Below are 18,227 nucleotides of genomic sequence, written 5' to 3'. Positions count from 1 at the left end.
CGGCGGATCGCTCCGCCGTGCACAACATCGGCGGCCGGCAGCGCCCTTTCGGGACACCGCCGGCCGGATTTGCATCAGTTGAACTTGTAGCTCACACCCATCAAGTACTGGCGTCCATACTCGTTGTATTCCTGCGGCGCCATTGCACCGCCGGGGAAATTACTATCTTGCACCGTGCGATAAGGCGAGTTGTTGAGATTGTTGACCTGGAACAACAACGACAGGCCATTGAGCGCTGACGATTCACCGAATTCATAACTCAATTGAAGATCGAGCTGACGTTCGCTCATCGAGCGCATGATTGCGCGGTTTCCATGGATATAAGCGTACTCACCTCGATAGGAATCGCGGTATCTCTGGCTGATTCGCGCACCAAACCCATTCTTTTCGTAGTAAACGGTTGCGTTCGCGACGATTTTTGACAGCCCTGGCAACGTTGTGGTTTCCGAGGTACCGGGGCCGTTGGGTTTGATGGATGTTTCCGTGTACGAGACATTCAACTGGGCGCCAAACCCATCCAGGGCCGAATGGAACAACTCGCCCTCCAGCGCAGTACTCAGCTCCGCGCCGCGCATGTAGCCGCCTTTGCCATTGCCCCAGGTGGTGAAAACACCCACATTGGATATCGGAGTGACGCCAGAATCATTGGGATAATCACTGAAGTCCCAGCCTTGGATCGCTTGCTGATATACGTAGCTTTCAAGATGCTTGTAGAACACAGCGAGGCCGACGTAGCTTGCTGTTCCGAAGTATTTCTCCACAGAGAGGTCCCCGGCGCGGGCGCGGTAGGGCTCAAGCAAGGGATTGCCGCCGCCGCCGGACCATTCTCGGGTCGTGGGATCCACACCTGCGCCACTGGCCGCATTGAGCCAGTTGATGGGTGCACGCATCAGAGTCTTGGCACCGCCAAGACGCACCATCCAGCCGCCCCCAAAGTCCGCAACCAGATTCATGCTCGGCAGCAGATCGTCGTACTCTGTTCCACGCGTGAAGCGGTCCGCATTCCCGTTTTGTACGTTGAATGCCGTGGATGACTGTTTGGATTCGATCCATTGCATGCCAAAGTTTCCGCGGAGGCGAATCCGATCGGTAAGGTCAGTGTCGATATCCATCTTCATGTAGAAGGTATCCACATCCTCCTCTACGACGAAATCCTTGCGAACGTCGTCGTCGCTCATCTGTCGCGTGACATCGTAATAGCGACCAAGCAGAGCACGTGGGTCATAGGAAAGCACGCCGCCGACTCCCGAAAAACCGAGCGATGTCGGGCTTCTCAGCAGACCTGGATCGACAAGTACTGGCGCGCGGCCGTTCTTGAGATCCGCGAAGAATACTTCGGCCGTTTTTTCTTTCTCGCGGCGGTTGAAGTTTGCGCCCACTTGGAACTTGCTGAAAAAGTCAGAGTCGAGGTCACGGGAAAGGTCGAATCTCGCCGCGCGGATGCGATCGACCTGCTTGGAGTTCTCCATGCGGCCGTCATGATTCCAGCCAGCCGGGTCGCTGAGATAGACGGTATTCGGATCGGCGAAATTTGGAGCGGAGAACCACGCGAAATCTGGTGTTGTCGGCAGTGAGAATTCGATACTCTGATTGCCCAAGGGGCCCGCGTAGGTCTCGAGATTCGATTGTTCCCGTTCGGCGCGCGAATAGTTGAGGTCCGCCGATAGCACCCATCCTCCAATGTTGAAGGCGTTGTTCCACCCCGCAGCCACAATCTTGTCGTCGCGCAAGTTGCTGTCGTTGCGCACAACCGGACGGACGTTGTTCATGGTGCCACTGGTAACCAACGTGTCACCGCCCACCTGGCTGGTGCCCACGCCGGTGTAGTTGACGGTGCCATTATTGGCCCAAGGACTGTTGTCCCACATGACACCACGCATGGTCTCATCCTGGTCGAACTTGGAATAGTAGACATCCAGGACGCTGTGATACGTATCGTTTGGCTTGAACTCGAATACACCCATGACGCCGTCGCGGGTGAGATTGCGTGACTTGATCCAGTTCTCGGCGCCGTTAAGGCCGATGGCGCCGGCGGGACGCCCAGCCTGCGCGTCAGCCGACCACCACCACGCCTTGTAGTGCTTTTCCTGGAATGGCGAGTCGAGGCGGGCGACACCGATGGCGATGCCAACCGTGTCGTTGGCGAACTGGTCGACGTAAGAAGCACTTGCACGATAGCCCTTGTCGTCCGCACCGGCAGTCAGCTTACCTAGAGTGTTGTACTCGCCATTGGCATTGAGCACGATGCGGCGCTGCCCGTAGCTGAGAGGCCGGATGGCCTGCAGGTCCACAGTGCCGGCAATACCTTGCCCAATCAGGGCAGCATCTGGTGTCTTGTAAACCGTCACCGCGTTGATTAGTTCGGCTGGATATTGGTCGAACTCCACGCCGCGGCTATCGCCGGTGCTGACCTGTTCGCGGCCATTGAGCAGCGTCGAGGAGAATTGCTCCGACATGCCGCGGATGTTGATGACCTGCGAGCGACCGTCCACACGCTGCGCGGCCAAGCCCGGCAGGCGCGAGATGGAATCCGCGATGCTGATGTCGGGCAGCTTGCCAATGTCCTCCGCTGAGATGGCCTCGACTATGGAGGTGGATTCGTTCTTTACCTCGACGGCTTTGGCGACAGCGGCGCGGATGCCGGTCACCTGTACGGTGCCCAAGGTGCTGACATCCTGATTCTGCTGCTCGGAAACCTGACCCTGCTGCGCATCCTGGGCATGGACCGCGAAGGTGGACACGAGCGCCAGCGCGCAGGCGGAGGCAAGCAGTTGCTTGCGGGGGACGAAGCGAAGTTGGGAGCCGGCGGCTCCCCGAGCGTGTGCCTGGTGTGTCATGCGGCCCTCTCCAGCCTGTATTGACAGCGCTGTCATACTGTCGCTCAATGCGACTTGTCAATATCGCGTTACGCGACTTGGCGGCAACTGCCGTCGTTGTTGGCGCATGGCGCGGGATACGTGGCGGCATCGCTGCAGCGCAGCATTGAAAATGCGCGGAAACATGGCGTTTTTTTCGCCACCGCGAACCGAGGGAGAGTTCCATTGAAAACGACCATCCGCTGGCGCATGCCGTTCACCTTGTCCGTTCTGTTCGCGGCGATGTTCGCCGGTGCGGCCGGCACCGCGCACGCAGGGCCACGGGCGCAGGTGTGGATCACCACCTCCGACCATCGGCAGGCGATGCAGGCGCAGGCGCCGGTGGAGTTCGGCGACGACTCCGATCGGCGGATCCACATCGAAGTGGATCCGGAGCAGCGCTTCCAGCGCATGGTCGGTTTCGGCGCCTCCATCACCGATTCCTCCGCCTGGTTGATCCAGCACCGCATGTCGCCGGATCAACGCGATGCGCTGCTGCGCGAGCTGTTTGGCCGGGACAACGGCGGGCTCGGCCTGAGTTTCACCCGCCTGACCATTGGCGCCTCCGACTTCTCGCGCCACCACTACAGCCTGGACGATCCGCCGGGCAACCAGCCGGACCCGGAGCTCAAGCACTTCAGCATCGAACCGAATCGCGGCGACGTGGTGCCGGTGACCCGCGCCGCCCTGGCGATCAATCCGCAGTTGCAGGTGATGGCCTCGCCCTGGAGCGCGCCGGCGTGGATGAAATCCAGCAACAGCCTGATCCAGGGCACGCTGCGGCCGGAGTACTACGATGCCTTCGCCCGCTACCTGCTCAAGTTCGTCGACGCCTACGCGGCCGAGGGCATCCCGATCTTCGCCCTCACCGTGCAGAACGAGCCGGATTTCGAACCCAAGGACTACCCCGGCATGCGCCTCAATGCGCCGGCGCGGGCGCGCTTCATCGGCGATCACCTGGGACCGTTGCTGGCGAAGCGCAGGAACGCGCCGCAGATCTTCGACTGGGACCACAACTGGGACAAGCCGCAGGAGCCGCTGGGCGTGCTGAACGATCCGGCCGCCGGCAAGTACGTGTCGGCGGTCGCCTGGCATTGCTACGGCGGCGCGGTGGAGGCGCAGACCCCGGTCCATGAAGCCTTTCCCGACAAGGACGCCTACCTGACCGAATGCTCCGGCGGCGACTGGGAACCGATCATCAGCGGTGGCCTGACCCTGCAGGCGCGTGGACAGGTCATCGGCGCGACGCGCAACTGGGCCCGTGGCGTGCTGTTCTGGAACCTGGCGCTGGATCAGGATGGCGGCCCGCACGCGGGCGGCTGCGATACCTGCCGCGGCGTGGTCACCATCGACTCGCGCACCGGCGAGGTCAGCCGCACCGACGAGTACTACGCCCTGGCCCATGCCAGCCGCTTCGTGCGGCCGGGCGCTTCCAGGGTCGCGTCCGAGAGCGAGGGTGGCGATCTGGATCACGTGGCGTTCCGCAACGAGGACGATGGCTCGCTGGTGCTGGTGATGACCAATTCCGCCAACCGTACCCGCCGCTTTTCGATTGGGCAGGGCGGCCGGACCCTGCGCTACGCCCTGCCGGCGCGCAGCCTGGCGACCTTCGTGTGGACGCCGGAGGCGCCGTGACGCAGCGCGCAAGGCCGACGCCGCGCGCTCTGGCAGAATGACGCCCTGGAAGAGGTGAAGGAACCCCAGCGCCATGCGCATTCGGATTGAGGACGTGGCCGCCGCCGCCGGTGTTTCGATGAAGACGGTATCGCGCGTGCTCAACCACGAGCCGAACGTGCGCGAGGAGACCCGGCGCCGGGTCGAGGATGTCGTCGCCCGGTTGCAGTACCGTCCCAACCCGTCGGCGCGCAGCCTGGCCGGCCAGCGGTCCTACGTGGTGGCGCTGGCCTACGACAACCCGTCGCGCAACTACCTGATGGAAATCCAGAGCGGCGTGCTGGAAGCCTGCCGTGCCCAGCACTACACCCTGGTGCTGGCGCCGGTGACCTTCGGCCAGCGCGGCTACACCGCCGACATAACCTCGCTGGTCGAACATTTCGGCCTGGACGGGGTGCTGCTGATCCCGCCACTGACCGACGACAAGGCGCTGATGGCGCAGCTGGAGGAACACGAGATCCCGTTCGCCAGCATTTCCCCGCGCGTGCGTCGTGGCCGTATCGGAGTGACCGTGGACGAGCACGCCGCGGTCTGTGACCTGGTGGCCGAACTGGTCGCCCTCGGCCATCGCCGTATCGGCCACATCAAGGGCCACAAGGCGCATGGTGCCTGCGCCTGGCGTTTCGCCGGCTATCGCGACGCGCTGGAACGCGCCGGCATCGACTTCGATCCGAACCTGGTGGTGGAAGGCGAGTTCACCTACGAATCCGGCGTGCATGGCGCCAACCAGCTGCTGGATCTGAAGGATCCGCCGACCGCCATCTTCGCCGCCAACGACGACACCGCCGCCGGAGTGATCCGGGTCGCGGGCCTGCGCGGGCTGAGCGTGCCACGCGATCTGTCGGTCTGCGGCTTCGACGACACGCCGATCTCGCGCCACATTTTTCCGGCCCTGACCACGGTCCGCCAGCCAACCCGCGACATGGGCCGGGTGGCGACCCTGGAACTGCTCAACAGCATCCGCGATCCCGATGCGGGCCGGATGGTGCCGATCCAGTACTCCCTGGAACTACGCGAATCCATCGCCCCGCCCCGCCGCAAGCGATGACGTAGAGCGGAGCTTGCTCCGCTGCTTCTTTGCGCCATCCCCCCAGCCGAGCAAGCTCGGCTCTACACGTAGAGCGGAGCTCGCTCCGCTGCTCTTCGCGCCATCCCCAGCCGAGCTCGCTCCGCTGCTTCTCGCGCCATTCCAAGCCAGGCAAGCGCGCGCCTGCGAATCACCAGAAGATCGTGTACAGGGCGAACAGGATGATGATCACGCCCACCGCGCCGATGTTGAACACGCCCGGGGTGCGGTAGTCCACATCGTCGGTGCGGATGAAATCCTTGCCTTCGGCCCGCGCGGTGGCCAGCGACACCACCACCGCCAGCACCAGCGCGGCCAGGAACACGATGCCGACCCGGTCCATGAACGGCAACAGGTAGACGCCGGTCTTCTGTGCCCAGAAGAAGGCCGCCGACAGCAGCACCGAACCCAGCGCCGCGGCCAGCGCGCCGGCCTCGTTGGCGCGCTTCCAGAACAGGCCGAGCACGAAGATCACCACGATGCCCGGAGTGAAGAAACCGGTGAATTCCTGGATGAACTGGAAACCCTGGTCGAAGCTGCCCAGCAGCGGCTTGGCCGCCAGGATGCCCAGCAGCACGGCGACGGCGGCGGCGATGCGACCGACCTTCACCTGGCGTGCCTCGCTCGGCTTGCTCTTGGACTTGGCGTAGAAGTCGAGGGTGAAGATGGTCGCCACCGAATTGATCTTGGACGCCAGCGACGCGACGATCGCCGCCACCAGCGCGGCGAACACCAGGCCGAGGATGCCGGTGGGCAGCAGGCGCATCATCGTCGGGTAGGCCTGATCAGGTTTCTCCAGTCCCGGCGCCAGCACCACCGCGGCGATGCCCGGCAGCACCACGATCACCGGCATCAGCAGCTTGAGGAAGGCGGCGAACAGCACGCCCTTCTGCGCCTCGGCGATGTCCTTGGCGGCCAGCGCGCGCTGGATGATGTACTGGTTGAAGCCCCAGTAGCTGACGTTCATGATCCACATGCCGCCGATCAGCACGCTGATGCCGGGCAGATCCTTGTAGAAGGGGTTGTCCTTGCCGAGGATCATCTCGAAGTGCTCGGGATGCTGCGACCACAGCTTCTGGAAGCCGGCGACGACGCCCGCGCCTTCGCCGATATGGCTCAGGGTCAGGCCGGCGACCAGCAGGCCACCCAGCACCAGCAGCGACACCTGCACGATGTCGGTCAGCGCTACCGCCTTCAGCCCGCCGTATAGCTGGTACACCAGCGCGAACACGCCCAGCAGGGTCAGCGCCAGCATCTGATCCATGCCGGTTACCTGGCTGACCGCGATCGAACCCAGCCACATGATCGAGGTCAGGTTGACGAACACGTACAGCAGCAGCCAGAACACTGCCATCAGGGTGCGGATGCGGGTGCCGTAACGCTGCTCCAGGAACTGCGGCATGGTGTAGATGCCGTTGCGCAGGAACACCGGCAGGAAGAACTTGCCGACGATCAGCAGGGTCAGTGCCGCCATCCATTCGTAGGAGGCGATGGCCAGGCCGATGGCGTAGCCGGAACCGGACATGCCGATGATCTGCTCGGCGGAAATGTTCGCGGCGATCAGCGACGCGCCAATCGCCCACCATGGCAGCGACTTGCTGGCCAGGAAGTAGTCCTTGGCGTCCTTCTGGTGGCCGCCCTTCTCGCGGGACACCCACTGGGCCAGGATGAAGATGCCGGCCAGATAGACCAGGACGATGCCGATATCGAGTGCGGACAGTTCCACTACGGGCTCCCGTGGTAATGGATGGCGCATCGTCGCGCATCGGGATCCGTGGAAACACGCGCGCTGTCGCACGATGCGCGGCCAGTCGCGGCTCCATGGGATCCACCCGGCGGACGACAGGCGGAATCGCGGCATCACACGCCGGCAAGCACAAGGTTTCCCGCCGCTGATGACAGCGCTGTCAGCTTACGCAACGGGATCGTGTTTGCATCGTGCGATGCACCAATCCGGTGATTGGTATTTCTTTGGTGGTGAGGCAGGCCGGTTTAGATCGGTACAAACCCACTCGCGATGAAAGCGGCACCCGCCGCGCCGCGGCCGGATGCGCGAGGTGCCCGGAAGGCTCGTTCGCTACCGGTGGGCCTTGGCGCAGGCCAACACGTGGTTGTAGTCGCTGGACATGCAGCGATAGAACTCCCGGCGCTCGCCGGTCGCGCCTTCACAGTCGGCGAGCGTCAAGCCCTCCAGCTGCGTCCTCAACGGCGCCGCCATGCGATCGAAATCCGCACGGGCCAGGTAGCCACCATCGAGATTGCGCTGGCCGACTTCCAGCATGGTTTCCACGCCCGAGCGCGCGTTCTCCACCGCCCTGGTGCAGGACAGCTCATTGTCGGCGTCCCGCACCTGCAGGAGTTGCCGGGTGATCGCGTCGACATCCTCCCGCACCCGCGGCGGCAGCTCGCGCGTCGCCGTGGTTTGCTCGGGCGAATCCGGCGTGGCGATGGCGGCGGCGCACGCCGTCAGCAACCAGGCCCCGGCCGTCAGCACCGATGCACGGCGTTTCCCGTTCCCTTCCATGGCATCCCCGTCCCCTCGTTCGAGGGGCGCGAGTATAGCCGCGTCAGCGTGGCCGCAGTCGCTCGTCATCCAGGCGCAGGTTCTTGCGCAACGATTCGCGCAAGGCCGCATCCGGCGGCAACGGCGCGCGTCCGCCCAGGTGCCGGTGCAGCATGGTCTCGACGAGATAGAGATAGGCTTCGCGGGTGACCGGATTGACCAGCTGGTGGCGTCCCTCGGCATCGACGAACAAGGTGACGTCCTTGCCCATCGATTGCAGTTGCGCGGCGTAATGCAGCACGCTGCGGATCGGCACGCGTTCGTCGTCCGCGCCGGCCAGCAACAGCACGGGCCTGCGCAGCGAGGCGGCATTGGCGATCGGCGACTGCGCGCGCAGGCGTTCCATCACGCCGGCATCGGCCGGATCCAGCGACAGCATCCGCATGGTCGCGGCCATCGGCACGCCGCGGGTCATCTGGTCGCGCCCGCGCGCGTACCAGCGCAGCACCCAGCCGAAGTCCGCCGGCGGCACCGCGGCGATGCCGACCTTGAACAGATCCGGCTGGAAGGTCACGCCCTGCAGCGCCGAGTAGCCGCCAAAGGAGGCGCCGAGGATGCCGACGCGCTGGCCGTCGCCTATGCCCTGGGCAAGCAGGTGGCGCACGCCTTCCACGATGTCCTGCTGGACCCGGCCGTTGCCGAAGTCGCCATTGCCGGCGAACAGGTAACGGCGACCGTGTCCGGTGGATCCGCGGAAGTTCGGTTCGAACACCACGTAGCCACGATTGGCGAGCATCTGCGATTGCCCGCCGAACTCAGGCCGGAACAGGTTGAACGGACCGCCGTGGACGTTGGCCACCAGCGGCGCGCGCGCGGGATCCACGCCGGGCGGCACCAGCACGAAGCCATGCACGCGCATGCCGTCGGACGCGCGCCAGCTGAAGGCGATCTTGCGCGCCATCGCCGACTCGGGAAGCCGCCGGACCGGCGTGCGGTCGTGGCGGAAACCCAGATCCCCCAGCACTTCGCGCAGCAGGCCGTCGCGCGGGTCGAACAGGTACAGGCGTTCTCCCTTCAGGGAGGCGGCGCGCTCGTGCACCAGCCAGCGCGCGGCGGGACCGCGCCCGACCTCGATGCGCAGGTCGCGGTGCGGAAGGCGTTGCTGGAGCAAGGCGAGGGATCGCGCCGCCTCCGCCTGCAGGCCATAGGCCATGGCGTCGGTGCTGCGATAGGACGCGAACAGGGGTTCGCGGGTCACCGGATCCAGGGTGACCTGCGCCAGATCGGCTTCATTGCGCGGGTCGGCATGCAGTGTGCGCAGTTTTCCCTGCGCATCCAGGCGCGCCAGTCGGCCGAGATCACCGTCGGCATCCGTGTTGAGCAGGAGATCGCGTCCCTGCTCCAGCGTGCCCAGCATGGAGCAGCGCTGCAATCGCTCGCAGCGCAGCACCGGCCGCGCGCGCCCCTGCTCCACGCGCAGGATGACGTGCGCCTCGCCTTCCACCCGGGCCATCCAGGCCAGCCTTCCCAGCGGATCCACTTCGAAATCGATGATTTCCCGCGCGTCCTCGTGCACCAGCGTCTGCTTGCCCTGCACGTCCACGCGCTGGATCCGCCAGCGCCTGGGCTGGCGCGTGATCGCGGGGGGACTCTCCATCACGAAGGCCGCGGCGGGCGACGCAGGATCCACGGCGACAAAGCGGCGCTCGAAGGTCCCGCCCAGGCGATCGATCGCCCCGGAGCCGGACTGCCCCGCCACCGCCAGCGCGAACAGCTGGCGGGAGGACGCCAGGAACAGCCAGCGGCTGTCGCGCGACCACGACAGTTCGTCCGCGTCGGTGTGTGCGAGCACCCGCTTCGGCGTACCGCCCGCGGTTGGCAGCAGCCACACGCCCCGGTTGGCGCCCTCATCCTTGAGGAAGGCGACCTGTTTTCCATCCGGCGAAAGCCAGGCGCCGATCAGGATGGGACGGGCGATGAAGTCGATCCGCGCGAACATCGGCGCGGCGGGCCGCGCGCGTTCGGCGGCGACGGCGGCGCGCAGCGCGGCGTCCTCGTCGGCACGGGCGGGCGCGCACAGCGTCGCGAGAATCATCAACCATGCGAACCGGCAACGAGGGCGGAACGGCGAGTCGGACGCGCGCGCGACCGGCGCCGCCAGCGGCAGCGATGACAAGCTCATCAGCATTCTCCTGTGTCCGGCCGTCGAGACGGCCGGAGAACGATACGGTTCAGGCCAGCGCGGGTTGCGCCACCAGTTGCGGTTGCAGCACTTCGCGGCGCGGGTGGATCAGCCGCAGGCTCATCAACGCCGGCAGGCTGAGCACGCCGCAGGCGACGATCCAGGCAATCCGTGCGGGCATGGACAGATCGGTCTTCCGCGTCCACCACACCGCGCCCAGCAGCGACAGCAGCATGAGCACGCCAGCGATGACGGCCACCTGGCGAGGCACCGGCGGGCGCGCGGTGTCGTCGGTGATCTGGTAACCCGCGAACAGCCGGCGTGCGGCGCGCTGCAATTCATAGATCACCGGCGCGGGGAACCAGTTCTGGTAGCGCCACAGCGCGGGGAAACCGCTCTTGAGATCCCGTCGCATGATCGGCATGGCCCTGCCCTGATCGTCGATTCGCGTCATCTGCTGGTAGGGCAGCGCACCCTCTGCGTTATGGGCACTGCGACTGAACAGGAACGACACCAGATAGCCGTCCAGCAGTTCGATCGCGTCGGCACGATACAGGTCGCCGACCTTGCCCGGAATGGCCAGGCGCTGGCGCGGCGTGAGCATGCCGTCGCTGGCCGCGAGGTCGCGCCCGTCGTAGAAGTACACGGCGCGGTCGCTGAGCAGGGCCAGATCGTCACCCACCCGGTCATAGCCGGTGATCCGCTCCCCCGCCGGCAGCCGCAGGCGCGGCACCACCCGCTTCTGGTCGCTGTCGTACTGGTAAACGCGGGTGGTGCCGATCAGGCTGTTCTCCGGCCCGGGCATTACCGGCTCCGGGAACGGCGCGTCGCCCTCCACGCCGAGTTCGCCGACGCTGCGGTAGTCCACCAGGCTGTAGCCTTCCAGGCGCATGCGATCGTGGCTGAACACCCAGCGGATGCGGTGCAGCTCGTCGTCGAATTCCATCGGCACGATATTGACCAGCTCGTTGCGCACCGGCGTCGCGCGCAGGCCCGGACCAAACGAGAAGACCTCCGAAATCTGCGCCTGTTCCCGCCACAACTGCGCCTGCGGGTCGCGGCTGCCGCGCAGGCCCATCACCATCAGATCCTTGCCCTCGGCGTTCTCGGACTCCTTCTCGCCGCCAGCGGCCGGCACCGGCGCGTTGTTCGGATGGGAGCCCTGCGCGATCCACAGGAATTCGATACCAAAGCCCACCATCACCAGCGCCAGCCACATCGCCAGTTGCAACGGAACCGCGGTGAAGAAGGTGCGTGGCAGGGTGTGGGGCGCCGCGCCGAGATCCGGTTTGAATGCGACCCACACCATTCCCGCCAGCATCGCCAGGGTGATCAGCTGCACCGCGATCGCGCCCAGGCCGGTGGCCTGGCTGAACACCAGCCAGGACAACAGCGCGATTCCGCTGTATCCATAGCGGCGGTTGGCCAGCATCGCGTAGGCGCCGGCGAGGTAGGCGCAGACCGCAATCAGCCACGCCGATACGCCGAGCAGCAGATGGCGATGATCGACCACCCGCGCGGTCATGAACTCCTGCCAGCCGGCCAGCAGCCACAGTGGCAGCACGACCGCCACCGCCAGTTGCAGCGCGCCCGCGCCTACCAGCACGGCCGCCAGCTTTCCATGCGGAATCGGCCGGTGCAGCAGGTTCATCCAGGTGTTCGGCTTGCGGTAGCCGCCCATCTGATAGAGCCCCAGCAGCAGGCCGGTGACGGCGTAGACGCCGGCCAGCACTTCGTAGACCAGCCGTGGTTGCTGGGCCAGATCGACCACCCGGGTCATGAACCCGAGGATCACCAGTTGCAGCACCGCGTAGGCGATCGCCCAGATACGGAAGCGCTGCATTTCAGCCTTGAACATGTCCCACATGATCGTGTCCTCTCCGTGCGCTCAGTGCTGCCGTTGCGGTTGCGCCGGCGCGGCGTGGTTCTTGGTCAGGAAGCCGTTGACCGCGCGATCCAGGCTGACCGGCATGCACTGGATCGAGCGCGCGCCGCTGGCGCGCAGGAACTCGGCGAAGTCCTCGTCCTGGTCCAGCACCAGGTAGTGGTGCAGGCCGTCCAGCCGCTGCAGTTGAAGCAGGCCGGGAACGGTCGCCGGATCCGGTCCCTTGAACGGGATGTCCGCCACCCAATGGGTGACCCGCGCGCAGAATTCCTCCGGCGCGGACATGTTCTTCAGCTGGCCGCGTTCCAGGATGATGAGGTTGTCGGCGATGCGCTCGATCTCCTCCATCTGGTGGGAGCAGTAGATCACCGTGCATTGCTCGGCCGCGTTGGAGTACATCAGCGATTCCAGGAACGCGCGCTTGGCGACCACGTCCAGGCCCAGCGTGGGTTCGTCCAGCACCAGCAGTTCCGGTCCCTGCGCCAGCGCCAGCGCCAGGTTCAGTCCGGCGCGCTCGCCGCGCGAGAGCTGGGCGACTTTTTGCTCCGGCAGCACGTGGTAATGGCCCAGCACCTCGTCGTAGGCGTGCTGGTTCCAGCGCGGGTACTGGTGCCGCTGCATCGCGGTCACCGCGGCGACCTTCATCCAGCCGGGCAGGGTATGTTCCTCGTTGACGAAGCCGATGCGTGCACGGTCCTCCGGACGCAGCCGCTGGCTGTCGCGGCCGAGGATGCGCGCCTGCCCCACCGTCGGCGGCAGGAAGCCGAGCAGAACGCGGAACAGGGTGGATTTGCCGGCGCCGTTGGCGCCGACGATGGCGTGGATGCGCCCGCGCGGAATGCGCAGGTCGAGGTGGTCCAGCGCCAGCTTGCGCCCGTAGCGCTTGCTCAGCGCGACGGTTTCGATCACGTAGTCGGAAGCGGGAGTGCTCATGGTCGTCCCAGGGTCGGGTGACGGAACGCGGAAGGGGGACGCGCGGATGCGCGTCAGGCGGATTTCTTTTTCGGCGCGATCACGCGCAGTTCCTCGTCCAGCCGCGCCAGCGCGCGATCGGGCGGGTAGTCGAGCGCGATCACTTCATGCACGAACGCCTGCACGGCGTCATCCATGCGCCGCTCGCGTTCGGCGTCGCTCAGGCGCTGGCGCGGCGTGGCCACGAACAGGCCCAGGCCCTGGCGCGATTCCAGCCAGCCTTCACTGGTCAGTTCGGCGTAGGCCTTGGCGACGGTGTTGGGATTGATCATCAGCTGCTGGGCCAGTCCGCGCACGCTGGGCAACTGCGCACCCGGCTTGAGTTCGGCGGTGGCGATCTTCATCCGCACGCCATCGACGATCTGCTTGCTGATCGGACGCGCGTCGCCGGTGGCGATCTGGATCATCAGGGCCTGGGTACGGGCCATGGGACACCTCAATCAACTGTACTAGTACGAACAGTACAGTTGGCTTGCAAGCGGCGTCAAGCGTCCAGAGGTCATGGTCCGACGAAGGCCCGGATCCGGCGACGAAAGCCCCGTCCGCGCGGACGCGCATACCGGAACGGCGTAGGAGCGGCGTCCCGCCGCGAGCCTTTTGCGCGGTCACCCCGGCCATCGCCGTCACCATCGCGATCATCGCAGCCGAGCATCACGCGGAAGATCTCGCGGCCGGAGGCCGCTCCTACCTGGGGTGGTGGGCATTCGCGCCGTGGGTGGCGCCTTGACGGCGTCAGCGCGTTCCAGTCACGCGATCCCAAAGGAAGCGAGGTAGGAGCGGCGTCCCCGCCGCGAGCTTTTTGCGCGGTCACCACAGACATCGCCGTCGCCATCGCCATCGCCATCGCCATCATCGGAACCGGGCATCGCGCGGGAGAGCTCGCGGCCGGAGGCCGCTCCTACCTGGGGTGGCGGGTATTCGCCCGTGGGTGGTGCGTTGACGGCGTCAACGCGTTCCAGTCATGCGGTCCCAAAGGAAACAAGGTAGGAGCGGCGTCCCCGCCGCGAGCTTTTTGCGCGGTCACCACAGCCATCGCCGTCGCCATCGCCATCATCGGAACCGGGCATCGCGCGGGAGAGCTCGCGGCCGGAGGCCGCTCCTACCCGGCGTGTTCGCGGCAGCGGGAGCCGGACGTTATTCGCTCTGCAGTTCGGCGACGAAGTCGTAGGCGTCGCCGCGGTAGTAGGAACGGGTGGATTCGACCACGCGGCCGTCTTCCAGGAAGGCGCGGCGTTCGACCAGCAGTCCCGGGGCGCCGACCGGCAGTTCCAGGTGGCGGGCGGCCTCGTCGTCCAGCGCGACCGCGCGCAGGCGCTGCAAGGCGCGGCGCGGTCGGTTGCCGTGCGCATCGAGCGCCTCGTACAGCGAGGTGGTGACGGTTTCCGGATCCGGCAGCAGCGACAGCGGCACCAGGGTGCGTTCGATCGCGATCGGCGCGCCGTCGACGTGGCGCAGGCGGTACATGCGGACCACGCCGCTACCCGGCGACAGGTTCAGCGCCATCGATTCTTCCGGTGTCACTTCGCCGACGCTGCGTTCGAGGAATTTCACCTGCGGATTGAGGCCGCGCTCGCGCAAGTCGTCGGTGAAGCTGGTCAGGCGCGAGAACTGGCGCAGGATGCGCTCGGCCACGAAAGTGCCCGCGCCCTGCCGCTGGACCAGCAGGCCGGCTTCGATGAGTCCGGCCAGCGCCTTGCGGATCGTCACGCGGGACAGACCCAGCAGGTTGGCAAGATCGCGTTCGCTGGGCAGGGCCTGGCCCGAGCGCAGCACGCCGGCGTCCATCAGGTTCTGCAGGGCGCGGCGCAGGCGCAGGTAAGCCACGGCGCGGGTGGACTCGCCAGTCTGCAGGCGCTGGTATTCATCGAACAGGGCTTTTTGCATGGCCCTGAACATACCACTCACGTACCAATAAAGGCAATATCAGCCGACAAATGGTTACATTGGCCTGATTCATTGGTCAGCGTGGTAGCCCGGTGGTATTGTTCCTCCCCACCTGACAAGCGAACGAGATGACGACGTGACCGCCAAGACCCTGCCCGTCGACCCTTTCGATCTGGTGATCTTCGGAGGCACCGGCGACCTGGCCCTGCGCAAGCTGCTGCCCGGCCTGCTGCGCCGCTATGCCGACGGCCAGATCCGCGAGGACAGCCGGATCATCGGCGTGGCCCGCGACAAGCAGTCCGACGCCGACTACCGCGCCAAGGTGGGCGACGCCCTGCAGCGCGCGGCCGGCAACGACGAGGCGCTCAAGGCCAAGCTGCCCGCCTTCCTGGAGAAGCTCGGCTACCACGCGCTGGACGCGACCAAGGACGAGGGCTGGGAGGAGTTCGCCAGCGCGCTCAAGGCCCATGGCGACCGCATCCGGGTGTTCTACCTGTCGACCAGTCCCAGCCTGTTCGTGAACCTGTGCGACCGCCTGCGCGCGCACGGCCTCAATGGCGGCCAGTCGCGGGTGGTCATCGAGAAACCGATCGGCCATGACCTGGCCAGCGCGACGGTGATCAACGATGCGGTCGGCAGCGCGTTCGCGGAAAGCCAGATCTTCCGCATCGATCACTACCTGGGCAAGGAAACGGTGCAGAACCTGCTGGCGCTGCGCTTCGCCAATATCCTGTTCGAACCGTTGTGGAACGCCAACCACATCGATCACGTGCAGATCACCGTGGCCGAGACGGTCGGCCTGGAGAAGCGCGCGACCTACTACGACACCTCCGGCGCGCTGCGCGACATGGTCCAGAACCACCTGCTGCAGCTGCTGTGCATGGTGGCGATGGAACCGCCGGCGGCGCTGGAAGCCGACGCGGTGCGCGACGAGAAGCTGAAGGTGCTGCGCTCGCTGCGCCCGATCACCGCCGACGAGATCAGCCACATGACCGTGCGTGGCCAGTACCGCGCCGGCGCGGTCAACGGCATGGCGGTGCCGGGCTACCTGGACGAACTGGGCCGCGAGGACTCGCGCACCGAGACCTTCGTGGCGCTGAAGGCGGAAGTGGACAACTGGCGCTGGGCCGGCGTGCCTTTCTACCTGCGCACCGGCAAGCGCCTGCCCGAGCGCGTGTCGGAGATCGTGATTGCGTTCAAGCAGATTCCGCATTCGATCTTCGAGCACGGCGCCGGCCCGGTGATGGGCAACAAGCTGGTCCTGCGCCTGCAGCCGGACGAGGGCGTGAAGCTGTGGCTGATGATCAAGGATCCCGGTCCGGGCGGCCTGCGCCTGCAGCATGTGCCGCTGGACATGAGCTTCGCCGAGGCGTTCGGCGTGCACCAGCCGGAGGCCTACGAGCGCCTGCTGATGGACGTGGTGCGCGGCAACCCGACCCTGTTCATGCGCCGCGACGAGGTCGAGGCGGCATGGAAATGGATCGACCCGATCCTGGGCGCGTGGGAAAACCAGCGCGAGACGCCCAAGCCCTACACCGCCGGTTCGTGGGGACCCAGCGCGGCGGTCGCGCTGGTCGAGCGCGACGGCCGGACCTGGCACGAGGATACGGTGTAAGCGCGTGACCCAGTCCCTCCTCCCCCCCGTCCCGACCGAACTGGTCACCTTCGCCGACAGCGAGGCGCTGGCCGGCGCCCTGGCCGCGGCCGTCGCCGCCGATCTGCGCGCGGGAATCGATGCCCGCGGCGGCGCGCTGCTGGCGCTGTCCGGCGGCACCACACCCAAGCGGTTCATGCAGCGACTGTCGGAACAATCGCTGGACTGGGACAAGGTCACCGTCACCCTGGTCGATGAGCGCTGGGTGGCGCCGGACAACGAACGCTCCAACGCCCGCCTGCTGCGCGAGCACCTGTTGCGGGGCGAGGCAGCGGCGGCGCATTTCCTGCCGCTGTTCCGCGACACCCCGGAGCCGGAGGACGCACTGGCCGAACTGGAACGGCGCTTTGCCAGCCTGCCGCCATCGTTCGACGCGATCGTGCTGGGCATGGGCAGCGACGGCCATACCGCCTCGTTCTTCCCCGGCGGCGATCACCTGGCCGCGGCGCTGGATCCGGCCTCGCCGGCACGCCTGCTGCCGATGCGTGCGCCCGGCGCCGGCGAAGCCCGCATCACCCTGACCCTGCCGGTGCTGCTGGCCGCGCGCCACCTGTACCTGCATATCGAAGGCGCGGAAAAGCGCGCCGTGCTGGATCGCGCCCTCGCGGGCGTCGGCGCCGACGGCCAACTGCCGATCCGCATCGTGCTGGCGCAGGCCGCCACGCCCGTGGTGACTTACCTGACGCCCTGACCCGCCGTCGCGGCGCGGTTGGAATGCCCGCACGCGCCGCGTACAGTAGCCCGCATCGAGAGGATTTCGGGGGCGCCATGCTGGCTCGGTTAGTGAACGTGTTCCGTGGTTTCTTTGCGCAGTTCGTCAAGGGGATGGAAAAGCGCAATCCGGAAGCCCTGCTGGAACTGGAACAGGAAAACCTGCGCAAGCAGATCGGCAGCTACAACCAGAGCCTGGCGACCCACGCCGGCCTGGCCGAGCGCCTGATCGGCCAGGTGCGCAAGCTGGAGAACGAAGAACGCGAGCTGCGCGCGCGCACCACCGCCCACCTGCGCGCGGGCAACCGCGATGCCGCCGCCCAGCACGCCCTGCGCCTGCAGACGGTCAGCCGCGAGTTGCAGGAAAACCGCGACCAGATGGAGCAGGCCGAAGCCACCTACAAGAACCTGGTGAAGGCGCGCGACGTCGCCGTGGCCGCCGCGCGCGCCAAGATCGAGAGCCTGAAGGGCGCCATCAACGACATGCGCATGAAGCACGCGCTGGCGGAGATGAACGAGATGGCCGCCGGCATGGTCACCACGATCGGCGGTTCCGGCGACACCCTCGATCGCCTGCACGAGATGGTCGAGGAAGAGCGCAACAAGGCCGCCGGCCGCGCTCGGGTCGCGCGCGATGCGCTCGACATGAACCAGATCGAGGTCAAGGAAGCCGAGCAGAAGGCGCTGGCCGACCAGGCACTCGCGGATTTCGCCGCGGCCGAGGGCATTTCGCTGCAGGCCGAACCGGCGGCGACGCCAGCCGCGCCCCGCAGCATGGGCGCCGCCGAGGCTGCCAAACCGGTGTCGGAAAACGACGCGGGCTGATCGCCCCGCCCTTGCC

General features: G+C 66.4%; 13 protein-coding genes. 5 read left to right on the top strand and 8 right to left on the bottom strand.

All coding sequences use genetic code 11. The features are described from left to right. Positions 1–74: 74 nt before the first annotated feature. Positions 75–2,837, bottom strand: a complete 2,763-nt coding sequence (locus FHW78_RS10950; protein WP_183640100.1) for a TonB-dependent receptor — start codon at positions 2,835–2,837, stop codon at positions 75–77. Between the two features lie 204 nt (positions 2,838–3,041). On the opposite strand from FHW78_RS10950, the gene FHW78_RS10945 reads away from it, so the two are divergent. Both FHW78_RS10945 and FHW78_RS10940 read left to right on the top strand, forming a co-directional pair. Further along, complete coding sequence (locus FHW78_RS10945; protein ID WP_255443193.1) at positions 3,042–4,490, top strand: glycoside hydrolase family 30 beta sandwich domain-containing protein; 1,449 nt, start codon at positions 3,042–3,044, stop codon at positions 4,488–4,490. 73 nt (positions 4,491–4,563) lie between these two features. Continuing rightward, complete coding sequence (locus FHW78_RS10940; RefSeq protein ID WP_183640098.1) at positions 4,564–5,577, top strand: LacI family DNA-binding transcriptional regulator; 1,014 nt, start codon at positions 4,564–4,566, stop codon at positions 5,575–5,577. A 169-nt stretch (positions 5,578–5,746) separates the two neighbouring features. On the opposite strand, the gene FHW78_RS10935 is transcribed toward FHW78_RS10940, so the two are convergent. The 7 genes from FHW78_RS10935 to FHW78_RS10905 all read right to left on the bottom strand — a co-directional run bounded on the left by FHW78_RS10935 (position 5,747) and on the right by FHW78_RS10905 (position 15,021). Then, on the bottom strand, positions 5,747–7,321 hold the full coding sequence (locus FHW78_RS10935; protein WP_183640096.1) for a sodium/sugar symporter: 1,575 nt from the start codon (positions 7,319–7,321) through the stop codon (positions 5,747–5,749). A 351-nt stretch (positions 7,322–7,672) separates the two neighbouring features. After that, positions 7,673–8,119 carry a hypothetical protein gene (locus tag FHW78_RS10930; protein WP_183640094.1) on the bottom strand — a complete coding sequence of 149 codons (447 nt, stop codon included), beginning with the start codon at positions 8,117–8,119 and terminating at the stop codon, positions 7,673–7,675. A 43-nt stretch (positions 8,120–8,162) separates the two neighbouring features. Beyond that, on the bottom strand, positions 8,163–10,280 hold the full coding sequence (locus tag FHW78_RS10925) for a prolyl oligopeptidase family serine peptidase (protein ID WP_183640092.1): 2,118 nt from the start codon (positions 10,278–10,280) through the stop codon (positions 8,163–8,165). A gap of 49 nt (positions 10,281–10,329) precedes the next feature. Beyond that, positions 10,330–12,147, bottom strand: coding sequence for a hypothetical protein (locus FHW78_RS10920; RefSeq protein WP_183640090.1), 1,818 nt, complete (start codon positions 12,145–12,147; stop codon positions 10,330–10,332). Positions 12,148–12,168: 21 nt separating this feature from the next. After that, positions 12,169–13,098, bottom strand: coding sequence for an ATP-binding cassette domain-containing protein (locus FHW78_RS10915; protein ID WP_183640088.1), 930 nt, complete (start codon positions 13,096–13,098; stop codon positions 12,169–12,171). 53 nt (positions 13,099–13,151) lie between these two features. Beyond that, positions 13,152–13,565: a GntR family transcriptional regulator gene (locus tag FHW78_RS10910; protein ID WP_183640086.1), complete on the bottom strand. Its 414-nt coding sequence runs from the start codon at positions 13,563–13,565 to the stop codon at positions 13,152–13,154. A gap of 706 nt (positions 13,566–14,271) precedes the next feature. After that, entirely contained in the window at positions 14,272–15,021 is a 750-nt protein-coding gene (locus tag FHW78_RS10905) for a GntR family transcriptional regulator (protein ID WP_183640084.1), read from the bottom strand. Positions 15,022–15,157: 136 nt separating this feature from the next. On the opposite strand from FHW78_RS10905, the gene zwf reads away from it, so the two are divergent. From zwf to FHW78_RS10890, 3 genes are all read left to right on the top strand, one after another. Beyond that, positions 15,158–16,636 (top strand): glucose-6-phosphate dehydrogenase, encoded by a 1,479-nt coding sequence (gene zwf, locus FHW78_RS10900; RefSeq protein ID WP_183640082.1) that lies wholly within the window; start codon positions 15,158–15,160, stop codon positions 16,634–16,636. A gap of 4 nt (positions 16,637–16,640) precedes the next feature. Next, complete coding sequence (gene pgl / locus FHW78_RS10895) at positions 16,641–17,366, top strand: 6-phosphogluconolactonase (RefSeq protein WP_328805074.1); 726 nt, start codon at positions 16,641–16,643, stop codon at positions 17,364–17,366. A 77-nt stretch (positions 17,367–17,443) separates the two neighbouring features. Beyond that, on the top strand, positions 17,444–18,211 hold the full coding sequence (locus FHW78_RS10890; protein WP_183640080.1) for a PspA/IM30 family protein: 768 nt from the start codon (positions 17,444–17,446) through the stop codon (positions 18,209–18,211). Positions 18,212–18,227: the final 16 nt, after the last annotated feature.

This window comes from Pseudoxanthomonas sp. OG2 (assembly GCF_014192765.1).
In the GTDB taxonomy this organism is placed as follows: Bacteria; Pseudomonadota; Gammaproteobacteria; order Xanthomonadales; family Xanthomonadaceae; genus Pseudoxanthomonas_A; species Pseudoxanthomonas_A beigongshangi.
The sequence above is the reverse complement of the archived record's forward strand: the minus strand, read 5'-3'. Positions and strand labels throughout refer to the sequence as shown.

Coding starts and splice junctions, on each gene's coding strand:
- FHW78_RS10890 (WP_183640080.1), top strand. CDS start 17,444: ATGCTGGCTCGGTTAGTGAACGTGTTCCGTGGTTTCTTTGCGCAGTTC.
- FHW78_RS10930 (WP_183640094.1), bottom strand. CDS start 8,119: ATGGAAGGGAACGGGAAACGCCGTGCATCGGTGCTGACGGCCGGGGCC.
- FHW78_RS10915 (WP_183640088.1), bottom strand. CDS start 13,098: ATGAGCACTCCCGCTTCCGACTACGTGATCGAAACCGTCGCGCTGAGC.
- FHW78_RS10905 (WP_183640084.1), bottom strand. CDS start 15,021: ATGCAAAAAGCCCTGTTCGATGAATACCAGCGCCTGCAGACTGGCGAG.
- FHW78_RS10925 (WP_183640092.1), bottom strand. CDS start 10,280: ATGAGCTTGTCATCGCTGCCGCTGGCGGCGCCGGTCGCGCGCGCGTCC.
- FHW78_RS10920 (WP_183640090.1), bottom strand. CDS start 12,147: ATGTGGGACATGTTCAAGGCTGAAATGCAGCGCTTCCGTATCTGGGCG.
- FHW78_RS10940 (WP_183640098.1), top strand. CDS start 4,564: ATGCGCATTCGGATTGAGGACGTGGCCGCCGCCGCCGGTGTTTCGATG.
- FHW78_RS10950 (WP_183640100.1), bottom strand. CDS start 2,837: ATGACACACCAGGCACACGCTCGGGGAGCCGCCGGCTCCCAACTTCGC.
- FHW78_RS10910 (WP_183640086.1), bottom strand. CDS start 13,565: ATGGCCCGTACCCAGGCCCTGATGATCCAGATCGCCACCGGCGACGCG.